The sequence below is a fragment of the uncultured Algibacter sp. genome (assembly GCF_963976535.1).
Taxonomy (GTDB): domain Bacteria; phylum Bacteroidota; class Bacteroidia; order Flavobacteriales; family Flavobacteriaceae; genus Algibacter_B.
In genome coordinates, this window is sequence record NZ_CAXBLF010000042.1 from 1 (window position 1) to 16,420 (window position 16,420).

At 32.1% G+C, this 16,420-nt stretch carries 13 protein-coding genes; 7 read left to right on the forward strand and 6 right to left on the reverse strand.

Annotated elements, in window-relative coordinates; all coding sequences use genetic code 11:
- Positions 1-19: 19 nt before the first annotated feature.
- Positions 20-802: a hypothetical protein gene (locus AAC024_RS11370; protein WP_339895518.1), complete on the reverse strand. Its 783-nt coding sequence runs from the start codon at positions 800-802 to the stop codon at positions 20-22.
- A 133-nt stretch (positions 803-935) separates the two neighbouring features.
- Between AAC024_RS11370 and AAC024_RS11375 the strand changes: the two genes are divergently transcribed.
- Positions 936-1,790 carry a winged helix-turn-helix domain-containing protein gene (locus tag AAC024_RS11375; protein WP_339895519.1) on the forward strand — a complete coding sequence of 285 codons (855 nt, stop codon included), beginning with the start codon at positions 936-938 and terminating at the stop codon, positions 1,788-1,790.
- Between the two features lie 60 nt (positions 1,791-1,850).
- Here the strand turns inward: AAC024_RS11375 and AAC024_RS11380 are convergent, their stop codons facing one another.
- Both AAC024_RS11380 and AAC024_RS11385 read right to left on the reverse strand, forming a co-directional pair.
- Positions 1,851-2,636, reverse strand: a complete 786-nt coding sequence (locus AAC024_RS11380) for a class I SAM-dependent methyltransferase (protein ID WP_339895520.1) — start codon at positions 2,634-2,636, stop codon at positions 1,851-1,853.
- 2 nt (positions 2,637-2,638) lie between these two features.
- On the reverse strand, positions 2,639-2,878 hold the full coding sequence (locus AAC024_RS11385) for a hypothetical protein (RefSeq protein ID WP_339895521.1): 240 nt from the start codon (positions 2,876-2,878) through the stop codon (positions 2,639-2,641).
- A 362-nt stretch (positions 2,879-3,240) separates the two neighbouring features.
- Here AAC024_RS11385 and AAC024_RS11390 point away from each other — a divergent pair, with 362 nt between their 5' ends.
- The 5 genes from AAC024_RS11390 to AAC024_RS11410 all read left to right on the forward strand — a co-directional run bounded on the left by AAC024_RS11390 (position 3,241) and on the right by AAC024_RS11410 (position 11,200).
- Positions 3,241-5,193, forward strand: a complete 1,953-nt coding sequence (locus AAC024_RS11390; RefSeq protein ID WP_339895522.1) for a peptidylprolyl isomerase — start codon at positions 3,241-3,243, stop codon at positions 5,191-5,193.
- Positions 5,194-5,196: 3 nt separating this feature from the next.
- The gene (locus AAC024_RS11395) at positions 5,197-6,048 is read left to right on the forward strand and encodes a peptidyl-prolyl cis-trans isomerase (RefSeq protein ID WP_339895523.1); all 852 of its coding nucleotides are present in this window, start codon (positions 5,197-5,199) and stop codon (positions 6,046-6,048) included.
- Positions 6,011-7,462 carry a peptidylprolyl isomerase gene (locus tag AAC024_RS11400; RefSeq protein ID WP_339895525.1) on the forward strand — a complete coding sequence of 484 codons (1,452 nt, stop codon included), beginning with the start codon at positions 6,011-6,013 and terminating at the stop codon, positions 7,460-7,462. The genes AAC024_RS11395 and AAC024_RS11400 overlap by 38 nt, the downstream gene beginning before the upstream one ends.
- A gap of 5 nt (positions 7,463-7,467) precedes the next feature.
- Positions 7,468-8,421 (forward strand): MoxR family ATPase, encoded by a 954-nt coding sequence (locus AAC024_RS11405; protein WP_339895526.1) that lies wholly within the window; start codon positions 7,468-7,470, stop codon positions 8,419-8,421.
- A gap of 508 nt (positions 8,422-8,929) precedes the next feature.
- Positions 8,930-11,200 (forward strand): aconitate hydratase, encoded by a 2,271-nt coding sequence (locus AAC024_RS11410; protein WP_339895528.1) that lies wholly within the window; start codon positions 8,930-8,932, stop codon positions 11,198-11,200.
- 631 nt (positions 11,201-11,831) lie between these two features.
- Here the strand turns inward: AAC024_RS11410 and AAC024_RS11415 are convergent.
- Together AAC024_RS11415 and AAC024_RS11420 are read right to left on the reverse strand one after the other, a co-directional pair.
- A complete protein-coding gene (locus tag AAC024_RS11415; RefSeq protein ID WP_339895529.1) occupies positions 11,832-12,728 on the reverse strand; it encodes a hypothetical protein in 897 nt (298 codons plus the stop codon).
- A gap of 16 nt (positions 12,729-12,744) precedes the next feature.
- On the reverse strand, positions 12,745-13,200 hold the full coding sequence (locus AAC024_RS11420) for a GNAT family N-acetyltransferase (RefSeq protein WP_339895531.1): 456 nt from the start codon (positions 13,198-13,200) through the stop codon (positions 12,745-12,747).
- A gap of 183 nt (positions 13,201-13,383) precedes the next feature.
- Here AAC024_RS11420 and mazG point away from each other — a divergent pair, with 183 nt between their 5' ends.
- Positions 13,384-14,157, forward strand: a complete 774-nt coding sequence (gene mazG / locus AAC024_RS11425) for a nucleoside triphosphate pyrophosphohydrolase (protein ID WP_339895532.1) — start codon at positions 13,384-13,386, stop codon at positions 14,155-14,157.
- On the opposite strand, the gene AAC024_RS11430 is transcribed toward mazG, so the two are convergent.
- A complete protein-coding gene (locus tag AAC024_RS11430) occupies positions 14,154-16,220 on the reverse strand; it encodes a DUF349 domain-containing protein (RefSeq protein WP_339895533.1) in 2,067 nt (688 codons plus the stop codon). The two genes, mazG and AAC024_RS11430, sit on opposite strands and share 4 nt — an antisense overlap.
- Between the last annotated feature and the right edge of the window lie 200 nt (positions 16,221-16,420).

The window sequence follows — 16,420 nt, forward strand, 5'->3', positions numbered from 1 at the left end:
TTTATTATATGTGTTTAAATTAACAACCCATTAAGCCAAACGAAACTACTAATTCTTGGTCAACTGTTTCTCCTTTTGAATTCAATGCTGGTATCCATCCTCCAGGAGTATTGTTAATTAATCCAATCATTAATTCATCAATATTTGGGTAACCTGACGATCTATCTAGATTCACATTGTTAACCGTTCCGTTTTTTGTAACAGTGAAATATAACTTTGCTGGTTGTAGTTTGTCCTCTGGTATATTAGCGGTTTCTTCTTTTGTATTCTCAATAAAATATTTAATTAGTGCATCTTTACCATAAATATATTGGGCTTGTATATCAGGCACAACTGTATAGTGTGGCGTTGAAGTTCTTTCTATTAAATCTGTCTTTATATTATAATCCACTTCCATTATAAAGTTAGTTGAGTAATCAAGAGAGTTTAAGAAGTTAATTTGCTCATCAGTAAATGAAGCACTATTTGCAGTCTCACTTTTATCTGCTCGTTTATCATTTTCAACTATAATAAATTCAACAGATTTGACAGATTCCATGTTATGCATTTCATCTTTACTAAAAATATTATTGACTGATGTAGCATTAATTATAGCTTCTTTTTTTATTGGGCTAAACCTTGTGCCTATATCATAGATAAAATCTGGAAAAGTTTGTTTTTTAGTTTCCTCTGCTTTAGTTGAAACTTCTAAACTTGCTGTTTCTAAGTTATCTGAGGTACTTTTATTTTTATTGATAAATGTGAAGGCTAAAAAACTAAAGATAGCCAGAACTATACAAGAAATTATTATTGTTTTTTTCATAACTGTTGATTTAATGATTAATATATTTCAAATCTACTAGGTATAGCTGCTTCAATACTGCAATTAAATGTAAAATAATGTAAATTTTGTGTAAAACATTATAAATTGTCACATATTCGAATAGTTTTGTAGCATGACCTCAAGACGTTTTAAAATAGTTTCTTCCATTTTGATATGCCTTTTTTTGTTTATCAATAGCAGTAATGCTCAAGATACTTCTAGCGATAAACATATAGAAGTGGCATTACGAATGATTGGACATCAAATTCTACTAAGTGCAGAGGATAGCACTTCGCGTGTATTACCTATAGTAAAGGAAAATAATCAGTACAGAATTCAATTTGAATCTGAGTTGGTATTCGATCCAGAATATTTAGTCTCCACGGTTAATCGTATTGTTAAAGAAACAGGAATAACAAAAAACTATATTGTGGAAATGGTGCATTGTGAAACTACAGATGTTATTTATAGTTTCGAAATGACCAATTTAGCGAAATCAGACATCATTCCATGCCAGGGAAGAGTACAACCCAAGTCTTGTTATAATCTAGTATTTACAATACTAGAGGTTGGGGATATTAATGATGAACCTAACTTAGGAGTTTATTCAATTATTGGGCTGTTTTTGCTCGTATTTTCGACAACCCTTTTTCTGTGGAAGCGTTCGAATACACGAAATAATAACCCTAATTTGATTCCTTTAGGTGCATACTATTTTGATAAGCAGAATACAGAACTCATCATTGATCACCAAAAAATAGAACTTACAAGTAAAGAAGCAGACTTACTACTTTTACTATATAATGCTGCTAATACAACCGTGGAACGCGATGTAATTTTAAATATAGTTTGGGGTGATGAAGGTGATTATATTGGTAGAACTGTAGATGTTTTTATATCGAAATTAAGGAAGAAATTGGAATTCGATTCAAAGGTAAAAATTGTAAATGTTCGAGGTGTAGGATATAAACTTGTTATGGATGTTTAAATCAGTAAAATTTAATTGTAATAGCTTAAATTATAATTGATTTATTGGATTAGACTAATGCTATAATTTTTCACCAACTATAAAAAGATAATCTCCCAAATCATTTTTATAAGAGTCCATTATATCTTGATTGCCATTATTAAGAATATCTTTTTCAAGCTTTTTTAATCCTATTTCAACTTCATTTTTATTCGCCAATGATGAAAATGACGAAATACCTTGTCTTATGGCAGGGTTAAAATAAAGTTTTGGGTTTTGCTTTCCACAGTATAAAAACAAATCTTTAAGATTAGGTTTAATATTGTAAAGCTCTGTTTTTATTTTAGAAAAACCAGAATTAATCATGACTTTTTCTACGTGATCAAAAGAAGGCATTTGTAGCATCGAGTCTTCAATCATTTTAGGAAAGTAATGATTTAGCCAATACCCTTTCATTTGCTTTGGTGTTGATGTAAAAATGACTAGATGTCCATTAGGTTTTAATACACGATAGAGCTCATCGAAACTTTTTTCTAAATCACCCCAATGATGTATAGTTAAGCTACCAATAATACCATCGATACTTTTGGTTTTTAATGTTATGTTTTCGGCTTTCCCAAGTATCCAATCTATATGTTTGTTCTTTTGTTTTGCTTTTTCAAGCATTTTTTCTGAAGGGTCAATACCAATAAAATTAAACCCTTTTTCCTGAAATGTATTTGTGTAATTACCTGTACCACAACCAATATCTACATATAAGCCATTAGCTTTTGGGTTTAGATTTTTTAAAAGTCGTTCAGCAATGTATGGGTCTGCCGAACGTGTGTCGTTATAGCTTATACCAATGTCATCATATTTTGCTTTCATACTTATTTTCCTGTATAAACCTGTCCTCTATGAGGTTTTAAAGCATCTCTAATGGGCTTCATGTCTGTTTCATCTACCACTAAAAAAGCAATAGAATGGCTATCACTTAAATCTTCAACGCCAGTAATGGTAATATTTAAGCTTTCTAATTGAATAAACTCTTTTAAATGAATGTTGTGGTGTTCAGCAATTTTCTTAGCATGAGGCCCACGAAAATCCCATATTAACTTTAGTTTGCGCATATAATTTAAGCTAAAAAATAATGAGTTAGTTTACTTCAAATATAATGTAAAAAGTAATGCGTCAAAATAGTTGTTTTGAAGTTTAATAAGTATAATAATTACTTTTTTTAATCGTTTGAAATGAGCAATGCCAATTCTTGATATTCAATTAAGGTACTTGATTGTGAATTACATCTGATCCATTAGAAATGTTAAAATTTAAACAGATGAAAAACAACTTGTATTATAGGTTTATATTAGTATTTTTGTAACCGTTAAAAAAAATCACTCCATGAAATAAGCTATAGCAACTTAGACTATACTATCTAAAATGTTTATTAGCGAATTACATCTGACCAGTGAAAATAATAAAATTTAAACAGATGAAATTAAGATATTTATTTACTTTATTTTTAGCATGCTATGGGTTAAATGTAAAAGGACAGTCTGTTGATAAAGATGTGCTTTTTACGGTCGATAACGAACCCGTTTATGCTTCTGAATTTTTAAGAGTTTATAATAAAAACCTTGATTTAGTGCAAGATGAATCTCAAAAAGATGTTGATGAGTATTTAAAGCTTTTTACAAATTATAAATTGAAGCTAAAGGAAGCGCGACGTTTAGAATTACATGAAAAGCCTTCATATAAAAGAGAACTTTCAAGCTATAAAAAACAATTAGCCAAAAATTACATTACGGATTCAAAAGTTACAGATAAATTGGTAAAGGAAGCTTATGAGCGTATGTCGTATGAGCTTAATGCCAATCATATTTTAATTAAAGTTGACGAAAATGCAAATCCGCAAGATACGCTGGCTGCATATAATAAAATCATAAAATTACGAGACAGAGCCTTAAAAGAAGGATTTGAAAAAGTGAGAGCAGAAGTCCATAACGGACAAACTGTTTACGGTGAGAAATTAGGCTATTTTGGTGGTTTTAAAATGGTTTATAAATTTGAGAGCGTTGCTTATAATACCAATGTTGGCGATGTGTCGAAACCATTTAGAACACGTTTTGGTTATCATATTGTAAATGTTTTAGATAAGCGTAAATCAAGAGGAGAGCGTACAGTTGCTCACATTATGGTCATTGAGAATAAAAATGATTCGTTAGCTGAAAAGCCTGAAGTTAGAATTCAAGACATTTATAAAAAACTAAACCAAGGTGAAGCATTTGAATCTTTGGCTAAACAGTTTTCAGATGATAAGAATTCAGCACCAAAAGGAGGCATGATGAAAGCCTTTACTGGAGGGCAAATAAGAGCTAAAGAGTTTGAAGATATTGCTTTTGCTTTAGAGCATATTGACGATGTTTCAGAGCCGTTTAAGACTGATTATGGCTGGCATATTGTAAAGCTGCATAATAAAAAGGCTGTACCTAGTTTTGAAATTATGAGACCTGAGTTAGTAGAAAAGGTAAAGCGCGATAGCAGATCTAAATTAATAGATGAAGCGTTAACTAATAAGTTAAAAACAAAGTATAATATTAGTGTTAAACAACCTAATTTAGATTATTTTGTCTCCATTTTAAATGATGATTATTTTAAAAGAACTTGGAAACTTCCTGAAGATTTTAAAGGCAATCAGCCGTTAGTTAAAATAGGTGATAAACAATTTACTTATAACGATTTTGGTGTTTTCTTAGCCAATTCACAGCGTAATGCAACGAAAAAAGAAGCTATAAAATCGTTAGTGTCAAATAAATACGATTCTTTTTTAAATGATAGTTTAGTTAAATATCAAGAGGGTAATTTAGAGTTTGAAAATGAAGATTATGCTCATATAGTAGCTGAGTACAGAGATGGATTATTGTTATTCGATCTTATGGAAACCACAATTTGGAATACTGCAAAAACAGATTCAACAGCCATAGAGCAATTCTATGAAAGTAATAAAGCTAATTATGTAAAGCCTAAAAGAGTTGATGCTGTTGTTGCTTCTTCTGCGAAACAAAAAACACTTAAAAAAGTGTCTAAGTTTTTAGGCAAAAACATAGAGTTAGATCAGATTAAGTCTCTTGTGAATAGTAATGATAAAGTAGATGTTATTTTTACTTCTGGTATTATGGATGCGCAACACCAAGCCCTTCCAAAAGGGTTTGATTTCAAAAAAGGGATTTCAAAAATACAGAAACATAATGATGCTTTTGTTGTTGTTAATGTAAAAGACGTTTTACCACAAGAACAAAAAACTTTAGAAGAAGCCAAAGGAGCTGTGATTAGTGATTATCAAAATTTTAAAGAAGAAAATTGGCTTAAAGATTTAAGAGAGAAGTATAAAATTGAAGTTAATCAAGACGTACTTGAAAAGGTTAAGTCTCAACTTAAAAATTAATTCGTGCGCGTTAAAGTCATTTTAATTGTTTTGTTGGTTTTATTAAACTCATGTGATTTTATAAAAAAATCAGATGACAGCACTCCTATAGCCAGAGTTAACGAAAATTATCTTTATAAAGATGATATAAATGGCTTGGTATCTGAAGGTACATCAAAAGAAGATAGTACACTTATAATTCAAAATTTCATCAATCAGTGGGCTACACAACAGTTATTTGTTGACGGTGCTAAACTAAATTTAAGTGAAGAAAAGCAAGGCGCTTTCAATAAATTGGTGGTTCAATATAAAAATGACTTGTATTCTAAAGCTTATATTGAAGCATTAGTGAAGCGAAGTATAGATACTGTTGTTCCTATTGATGAAGCTCAAGCTTATTATACAAATAATAAAGAAGTGTTTAAATTAAACGAAGAACTTCTTAAATTCCGTTATATTCATGTAGATGAAAATATTATCAACTACGCCAATATTAAAAAACAATTTAGGCGGTACAACAAAACAGATAAAAAAATTCTAGATTCCATTTCAATTCAGTTTAAATCCTACTCATTTAATGACTCTATTTGGATTAAATTAACTCAAGTTATAAAGAAAATCCCAGCAGTTAATTCTGAAAACAAAAATCAACTGTTAAAAAAATCTAATTTTGTACAACTCAAAGATTCATTAGGAGTATATTTGATGCAAATTAATGATGTTTTAGTTAGAAATGACACCGCACCGTTAGAATATGTTAAGCCTACTATTGATCAAATAGTCATTAACAAACGTAAGCTAGAACTGATTAAAGAATTAGAAAAAGATATCACAAAAGATGCCATTAAAAACAAACAATTTGAAATTTACGATTAACCTAAAACACGTATTGGCTTTATTTGTAGTCCTAATAACAGCAAGTACTACCAATGCTCAAGAAATTATTGAAGATGAGGTAAAAGAAGTTGCTAAAAAAGTAGATTCTGTTGATACGTCAAATGCAAGAAAAGTTGATGGTGTTGCCGCTGTAGTTGGCGATTTTATAGTTTTAGAATCTGATATTCAAAAAGAAAGAGATCAGGTTAAAGCAAGTGGAGGCTCTCTTGAAGGCGTAGATGATTGCCAATTATTTGGTTTAATGTTGGAAAGAAAGCTGTACGCACATCATGCTATTCAAGATAGTATTCCAGTGTCTGATGCTGAAATAAGAAAAAATGTAGACTATCAAATTCAACAGTTTCTTCAACAAACAAAAGGTTCAATGGAACGTCTTTTAGAATTTTATAATAAAGACGACGAGCAAAGTTTTAGAGAAGAAATGTTTGAAATTAATAAGTCAAACCTGCTTGCGCAAAGAATGCAAGCTAAAATTGTTGAGGAAATTGAAATTACACCAGAAGAAGTAAGAGCCTTTTATAATAAGATCCCTGAAGATGAACGGCCAACTTTTGGTACAGAACTTAAAGTAGCACAAATTGTAGCTGATCCTAAGGTTTCTGAAGAAGAAAATCAAAAAATCATTGATCGTTTAAAACAATTTAAAGCAGATATTATTGAAAGAGGAGCAAGTTTCCGTTCTAAGGCTGTTTTATACTCCCAAGACCCAGGTTCAGCTAGTAAAGGTGGTAAATATACGCTAAACAGAAAACAACCAAGAATGGTTAAAGAGTTTAGGCAAGTTGCATTTGCACTGCAAGAAGGTGAAGTTTCAGAACCATTTAAATCCGATTTTGGTTATCATATTGTTACTTTAGAAAAAATAAGAGGTCAAGAATATGATGTTGCCCATATTTTGTTAACACCTAAAGTTTCTAGTGAAGCTGTTCAAGAAGCCAAAGACCGCTTAGAAAATGTTAGAAAGCGAATTGTTGATGGTGATATTTCTTTCGCTGATGCAGCAAAAGAAGTGAGTGATGAAAAAGAAACTAAGAATGATGGTGGACAATTGATAAACCCGACAACACAAGATTATAATTTTGAGTTAACAAGAATGGATCCAGAGCTTTATGCACAAATTCAAAATTTAAAAGATGAAGAAGTGAGTTTGGTTTTAAGCGAACAAGATAGAACAGGTAATGTGAAATTTAAAATTTTAATGGTTACTGATAGAATTGATGAGCACAAAGCGGATTATGCACGTGATTATTTGAAGATTAAAGACCTAGCTTTAGAAGAAAAGAAAATTAGAGCCATTGAAAAGTGGCAAGACGAAAAAATACTAGATACTTATATAAAAATAAGTAAAGAACACAAAGCTTGTGATTTTTCTGGTAACTGGTTAAAAAAATAGTTAGTATGTCTGATGTTGCTGCCATTGCAGAATTTGTAAAAAAGTTTAAAATTTTAAAAACTGAAATTGCCAAAGTTATTATTGGTCAAGATGAGGTTGTAACTCAAATACTTATTTCAATATTCTCAGGAGGCCATTCATTACTTATTGGTGTTCCAGGTCTAGCAAAAACTTTGATGGTTAATACGATAGCTCAGGCTTTAGGGCTAGATTTTAAACGTATTCAATTTACTCCAGATTTAATGCCTAGTGATATTTTGGGAAGTGAGATTCTAGATGAAGATCGCCATTTCAAATTTATTAAAGGGCCAATTTTTGCCAATATTATTTTGGCAGATGAAATTAATAGAACGCCTCCAAAAACGCAAGCTGCTTTATTAGAAGCTATGCAAGAACGCTCTGTTACCGTTGCAGGTCATAATTATAAACTAGACTTACCTTATTTTGTTTTAGCAACACAAAATCCAATTGAGCAAGAAGGAACATACCCTTTACCTGAAGCACAATTAGATAGATTTATGTTTGCCATTAATTTGGATTATCCATCTTACGAAGAAGAAGTTCAGGTTGTAAAAGTAACAACAAATGACAATAAAGTTAAAGTGAATTCACTACTTTCTGCAGAACAAATTGTAGATTTTCAACATTTAATTCGTCGTATTCCAGTTGCTGATAATGTCATAGAATATGCAGTGTCTATGGTTGCTAAAACCAGACCAAATTCTGATGTGGCTCCAGAACTTGTGAAAACGTATATCGATTGGGGAGCGGGTCCAAGAGCATCACAGAATTTAATTTTAGCAGCTAAAACCCATGCGGCCATTCATGGAAAATTTTCTCCAGATATAGAAAATGTGCAAGCAGTAGCACAGAGTATATTGCGTCACAGAATTATTAAAAATTATAAGGCAGAAGCAGAAGGAATTTCTGAAGAACAAATTATTGATAGTTTGTTTTAATCTAAATAATTCCCCGATGGTTCTACCTCGGGGTTTCCGAATTTACCTCCCCTTGGGGGAGGTCGGAATTACCTTTTCGCAATTCTGGGTGGGGCAAAATATAAAATTTTGATTTTTGGTCCCAAGGCCAAAATGAAACCGGCGAAACCTGCCAGCCGGCAGGCTGGTACACCTATGGCTTGCCTCGGTGATAGTTGGCTTCAAGAAATTTTTATTAAAACTTAAACAGTTCATAATTCCATTTGTAATTATTTACAACTACTTTATTGAAGGTTATTGCAGTAATTTTTGTTAAAATTGAATGAATTCTTTTTTCTATTAAGTAAAAGCTTGAGAAATCAATAATTTTCATTAAAATTATTAACAATAATCAAATCATATTAAATTATAATGTCACTATAATAATTTAATATAAGGCAGCAGTGTATTGCACGTTTTATTTTTAGAACCTTACATTAATTTCGTATTTTGCATTACTTTATAAAAACCAATACTTAAAATATATTTTATGGCATTTGACATCAATATGATAAAAGGTGTTTACACCAAAATGGCAGATCGTGTAGATAAAGCACGCGAGATTGTAGGGAAACCATTAACATTATCTGAAAAGATTTTATATTCTCACTTATGGGATGGTATTCCAACCAAAGCATTTGCAAGAGGAAAAGACTATGTAGATTTTGCGCCAGATAGAATTGCATGTCAAGATGCAACAGCTCAAATGGCCTTATTGCAATTTATGCAAGCAGGAAAAACTAAGGTTGCCGTACCAACAACGGTTCACTGTGACCACCTGATTCAAGCTAAAGATGGTGCAGCAACAGATTTAAAGCACGCTAATAATGTAAGTAGTGAAGTTTTTAATTTCTTAGAGTCAGTTTCAAATAAATATGGTATTGGTTTCTGGAAACCTGGAGCAGGTATTATTCACCAAGTCGTTTTAGAAAATTATGCATTTCCTGGAGGCATGATGATTGGTACCGATTCACATACCGTAAATGCAGGTGGATTAGGTATGGTAGCTATAGGTGTTGGTGGTGCAGATGCTGTTGATGTGATGGCTGGTATGGCATGGGAGTTAAAATTTCCAAAATTAATTGGTGTTAAATTAACTGGAAAATTATCGGGTTGGACGGCACCCAAAGATGTGATTTTAAAAGTAGCAGAAATCCTTACTGTAAAAGGAGGAACAGGAGCTATAGTTGAGTATTTTGGACCTGGAGCTATTTCTATGTCTTGTACAGGTAAAGGAACAATCTGTAACATGGGAGCAGAAATAGGCGCTACAACTTCAACATTTGGTTATGATGCATCTATGGAGCGTTATTTACGTGCTACAGATAGAACCGATGTTGCTGATGCTGCAAACGTTGTAAAAGAGCACTTAACGGCTGATGCAGAGGTTTATGCAAACCCAGAACACTATTTTGATCAAGTTATTGAAATTAATTTATCTGAATTAGGACCATTATTAAACGGACCTTTTACACCAGATTTATCTACAGAAGTTGGATCTGCAATGACCGAGAAAGCGAAAGCTAATGATTGGCCTATAAATGTTGAATGGGGACTAATAGGGTCTTGTACCAATTCGTCTTATGAAGATTTATCAAGAGCATCTTCTATTGCGCAACAAGCTTTAGATAAAGGTTTAAAAATGAAATCAGAATTAGGAATTAATCCGGGTTCTGAACAAGTACGCTTCACAGCAGCACGTGATGGTATACTTGGTATTTTCGAAAAATTAGATGCTAAAATATTTACTAATGCTTGTGGCCCATGCATTGGGCAATGGGCAAGATATAGCGATCCTAAAAACGCACCAAAAAATAGTATAGTCCATTCATTTAATAGAAACTTTGCTAAACGTGCCGATGGAAATCCAAACACGCATGCTTTTGTGGCATCACCAGAATTAACGGCTGCAATTGCAGTTGCTGGTCGTTTAGATTTTAATCCATTAACAGATAAGTTAATTAATGAAAACGGCGAAGAAGTGATGTTTGAGGAGCCAACAGGATGGGAATTACCACCAAAAGGTTTTGCTGTTGATGATAATGGCTATTTAGCTCCAGAAGCAGATGGTAGCCACATTCAAGTTTCGGTAAAAGATGATTCAGAGCGTTTACAATTATTAACACCATTTCAACCTATTGGAAATTCAATTACAGGAGCTAAACTTTTAATAAAAGCCTTTGGTAAATGTACCACAGATCATATTTCTATGGCTGGCCCATGGTTGCGATTTAGAGGTCATTTAGATAACATTGCTAATAACACTTTAATTGGTGCTGTTAACGCATATAACAAAAAAACAAACTTTGTTAAAAACCAATTAACTGGTGATTATGGCGGCGTTCCAGATGTACAACGCGAGTATAAAAAAGCAGGTATAAAAACCATAGTAGTTGGAGATCATAACTACGGTGAAGGCTCTTCTCGCGAGCATGCTGCAATGCAACCAAGGCATTTAGGTGTTGCTGCGGTTATCGTAAAATCGTTTGCGCGTATTCATGAAACAAACCTTAAAAAACAAGGGATGCTAGGTTTAACGTTTGCTAACGAAAGCGATTACGATTTAATTCAAGAGAATGATACATTTAATTTTGTAGATTTAAACGCGTTTGCTCCAGGAAAACAATTAACGTTAGAGGCAGTTCATGAAGATGGATCTAAAGATTTAATCAAATTGAATCACACTTATAACGATGCGCAAATCGCATGGTATAACGAAGGTTCTGCACTTAACTTGATTAAGAAAGAAAACAACGCATAGTATAACCTGCGAGGTTTTCAAAACCTTGTAGGTTTATCTAAATATTAAAATCCAGCTTATTAGCTGGATTTTTTTGTGGCTCTAGTTTAAAAGAGTGTTGATATAGTACTTGAACGCTTGATATTTATGCTTTTGGATAATTTGTTTTGCGTTTCAATCATCCAAAGTCCTTTAAAAATAAATAGTTCCAAAGTCATACCAATGTTAAACTAGAGCCTTTTTTGTTTATAATAATGTCACTACAAGTGTCCCTAATTTATTTCGGGATGTATCGAGAAGTTGAGCGTTATCTGGATAGGGCGGACTTTTGGCAGTCGCTCCCTCCTGCGTCGGGGAGCTTCAACAAATGCCTCAAATGCTTTGCATTCACGATTTCATTAACTTAAAAATAATAACCAATGAGTAATCCTAACGCACTTTTTTGCTAGTTTTAGTATTAAGTCAAAAGTTGTTGTTCTGTTTTTGGAGAGGTTCGTTTAACGTGTTTGTGTATGATTTCATTGCATGCTTCAGCAACTAATTTAACAAATACAAACCGAATAGAACCCCGATAGATATCGGGACGCAATGATTTTCGTAAGTAGGCTAGAACCTAGCAATTAATTATACATGGCTGAGTGTAGTTTTTTATTTATTTTCCAATTTTACCATAATTTTTCAAGGTCTTTAACGCCCATAATGTATGTATGCCAGCCCATTCTAATTTTGTTCCTTCACTAATGCCATACCAAGTATCCCAACGTCCATCATCTTTCTGTCTATTGATTAGTTCTTTTAAGTCAGATTCAATAGTCTCTTTAGTAAATAAAGAATATAGAATGCTTTCGGAAGATGTTGCATAATTTAAACTATGCGGTTTTCCGTAAAGCCCCCAACCATCATCTGATTTATCTTTGCAAATAACTCCGTCAGTCAATATCCAATTCTTTAAATTGTTAATTGTTTTTTTAGTTTCATCTCGGCTTTTAGTATGCTTTAAAAACCTTAACCATCTTGGTACACATAAATAGCAAAAAACATGTTTATCTTTTATTCTCTCAAATTCACTCCAAACAAACTGTTCCGCTTTTTTCATCCAAGGAATATCAATCTCATATTTTTCCAAAATTCCAAGTAGTGGTGCAGTAGTGCTTAAAGCAGCCCATTCTTTAACTGTTTTAAAATGTTCTTCACAAGGATAAGTGCTTTTGGGTCTAAACATCCACGGAATTCCACCTTTTTCTGTTGTTATACTTTCAAAATAAGTCATAAAGTCATTTAGAATGATTTCTTTGGTCAGATAACCAACTTCATCGAGTGTTTCAAGTGCCATAATACTAAAAAGGGGTTGACTTTCTGGTGATGCTGTATCTGGTTCCATTCCGTGTCCAAAACCTCCGTCAGAATTTCGGTAGGCATAAACTGCATGAAAAACACCTTCGGTAGTTCCATTCTCAAAATGAAATTCAAACAAACGCCTTTCTATCATTCTCGCATTTGTCAAAATGAAGTCTTTTGCTTTAAAAAAGCCATCTTTTGATAGTTTCATTATCGAATGTAGTTTTTTAGTTCAGCTTTTTAGAATATATTTTAATACTATCTCCAAAGGCCGTATATCCTTTGGAATAATATTTCCATCCCTTTTTTTCATAAAATTCGTTCAATTCTGTTGAAAGATAAATAGTGTCAAATCCTCCTTTTCGTGATTCATCAATACTATGTTTTATCAATTCATTTGCTAAACCCCTATTACGATAACTTTCATCAATGAATAGACAAGCAAACCAAGGAAATAAGTCTTGCCTACTTATTAGGTCATTTATTAGTAAAGCATAGGAACCAATGATTTTGCCTTCATCAAGCATTAAATAAAATTTTGGTAAAGATTTATCATCATAAATTGAGTTTTCAATACAATCTTTATAAAAATAAAAATTCGAAGCATTTCCCCATTGTTTCCAGAAATATTCAATTCCTTTTTCTAACAGCTTACTATTTTTATTGATTAACTCTATATTCATTTTCTTAAATTACACACAATGCAAAGGTATAGTTCCGTTTCAATGAACTTTATCGATTGTTAAACGAAGTTAGCGAATTTTTCTATCAAAGTCAACCGATGAATTAAATTGAAATCACTAATATCCAACACTTTATTTTCAATTCAAATAAATCAAAATCGTATTTTTACAAAAACGTCAAAAATGAATTCAAGACAAGACCAATTAAAGGCATTTGATAGATTGTTAACCATAATGGACGAGTTGCGCGAGCAATGTCCGTGGGATAAAAAACAAACTATGGAAACTCTGCGTCATCTTACAATTGAGGAGACTTACGAATTGGGTGATGCTATCCTCGATAAGGACTTAAATGAAGTTAAAAAAGAACTTGGCGATGTACTATTGCACATTATCTTTTACTCAAAAATAGGAAGTGAAACCAAAGATTTTGATATTGCTGATGTTTGTAACAGTATTTGCGAAAAACTAATACACAGGCATCCTCATATTTATAGTGATGTTAAGGTAGAAAATGAAGAAGACGTAAAAAGGAATTGGGAAAATCTAAAACTTAAAGAAGGGAAAACAAGTGTTTTAGAAGGCGTACCAAAAAGTTTACCGGCTTTAGTAAAAGCTAATAGAATTCAAGAAAAAGTTGCAGGAGTAGGTTTTGATTGGGAAGAACCAAGTCAGGTTTGGGAAAAAGTAGAGGAGGAGTTAAACGAGTTTAAGGTTGAAGTGCAGTCTGGTAACCACGATAGAATGGAAAGTGAATTTGGCGATGTCATATTTTCTATGGTAAACTATGCACGCTTTTTAAACATCAATCCAGAGAATGCTTTAGAGCGTACCAATAAAAAATTCACCAAGCGTTTTCAATACTTAGAAAGTAAAGCTAAAAGTTTAAACAAACCACTAAAAGATATGACTTTAGCCGAAATGGATCTATATTGGGAAGAAGCAAAAAACATTTAGTACAAATCTTTAATCTTTTTAAGCTTAGCCTTAAAAAGGGCGAGAGAATCTTTATGTTTTTTAATATTGCTATGTACTTCTTTTACAAGGGGGTTATCCTCATCAACATTAGTGAAAAATTGTAAATTGTTTTCTAATTGATTGATTTGTCCTTTTACTTCATCAATTTTTTTGCGAATAAAAACACGTTCATTATCTAAATTTCTGGTATCATCCGAAGCATTCAGACTATCAAGTTTGTTTTCATACTTAATCATTTCCGATTCAGTTTTGTCAACTTTTAAATCTGTTAACAAGCCATCAATCGTCTTTTGAAATTTACCATCAATGTAGCGTTTATCACTAGGTACACGACCTAAGGTTTGCCATTGTTTAATTTGATCTTTTATAGCTTCAATCCCTTTTTCTTTATCTTTTGGTAATTTTAAATCTTTTAAGCTTTTTAAAAGTTCATTCTTTTTATTAAATGCCTCAACTTGTTCTTCGCTAGCAGCGTTTCTTTTGGCATGAATTCTATCAAAATATTGATTGCATGCCGCTTTAAAACGCTTCCAGATTTTATCACTGTCTTTTCTAGGAACATGACCAATTTTTTTCCAATCACCTTGAATTTTTTTCATTAAAGGTGTTACAGATTCAAAGTCTTCACTGTCTTTATTATCTTCAGCAATTTTTATTAAATCCTGTTTAAGCTGTAGATTTTTATATTGGTCTTTTTTTAGATTTTTATAAAAGGCATTCTTTTTTCTGTTGAATAACCTAACAGATTCTTTGAATTTCGACCAAGTTGCCTCATTAACTTTTATAGGTACTTTGCCTGCATTAAAGAAAGCTTCTCGAAGTGCTTCAACGTCTTTAATTTTATTTTGCAATGCACTATGAGAATTGTTTTCCTGAGCAGCAATTGCTTCAATTTTAGAAATAATCTCTAGTTTCTGTTCAAGATTTTTCTCGTAAACTTTATCTATTTCTTTGTAATAGACTTGGCGGTTATCATTAATTGTTTTTGTAGCCACTTTAAAACGTTCCCAAATACCTTCTCGGTGTTCTCTACCAACTGGACCAAGTTCTTCTTTCCACATTTTATGCAGTTCTTGCAATTCTCTAAAAGCACGCATGATATCATCATCTTTAGCTAACTCTTCAGCGCGTTCAATGATTAATAATTTTTTTTCTAGATTATGTTTAAAATCTAAATCGCGTAAATCTCTATTGATATGTAAAAAATCGTAGAATCGTTCTACGTGGTGGTGGTAACTATTCCATGCATTATTGTATTTGTCTCTTGGAATAGGCCCAGTGTTTCTCCAACGTTCTTGTAATTCTTTAAAGTGCTTATAGGTTGTATTAATATTTTCTTCAACATTAATTAAACCTTTTAGTTCTTCTATGATTTCAAGTTTATCGGCTAAATTTTGCTTTAAGTTTTTTTCTAAACTTTGATAATGCTCATTTACCTTTTTTCTATATTGCCTGTAAGCTTCTTTATATCTTTTTTGAACAGGTGAGGCGTAATAAAAATCTATTTCATTACCGCCATCATTTAGAAAATCCTCTTTCTTTTCATCAACTAAAGCTTGAAATTTTGTTTTAAATTCTGAGTTAATATGATCTACGTGAGATTTAATGGCTTGAACTTTTTCATTCTTTAAAAGCTTTTCTAACTCTATTGCTAAAGCTTCTAAAGACATGGTGTCATAAGCTTTTACCTCAATAGTATGTCTATCCTTATTGCCTTCATCTTCAGCGTCTTCAGCGTTTGATTCTTCTATCTCATTGATAACTTCATCGTGTTCTTCTACAGTTTCTGAGTTCTCAACTTTTTCGCTATGGATAGTTTTAACTGGTTCAGTCGATATATCAGTTGTATCCGCAGTATCACTAGGATTGACTTCAACATTTTCATCTTCTATAACTTGATCTGGTGCAGTAGATTCATCAATGACTTCTACATCACTAGATGTATCTTCTGTATTTTGATGGTCATTTAATGGAGCGGAGTTATCATTAGAATTTACTTCTTCAGTTCCGTTTACTTCTTGAGATTTGTTAATATCAGACATTTTAAAAAATGTTAAGGTTCGTCAAAATTACTTTCGACTTTAAAGATACTAACAACTAAAGTATTTACAAAGCACTATAAGATTTTAATCGAAAAGAATTCCTCAAGCTATGCTTAGAGGTTTCTGTTGAAATTGTCATTCCCGTGAAATCGAAGATTCATGAGTTCGTTAATTTAAAATAGTAAGCAACGAGTAAAACG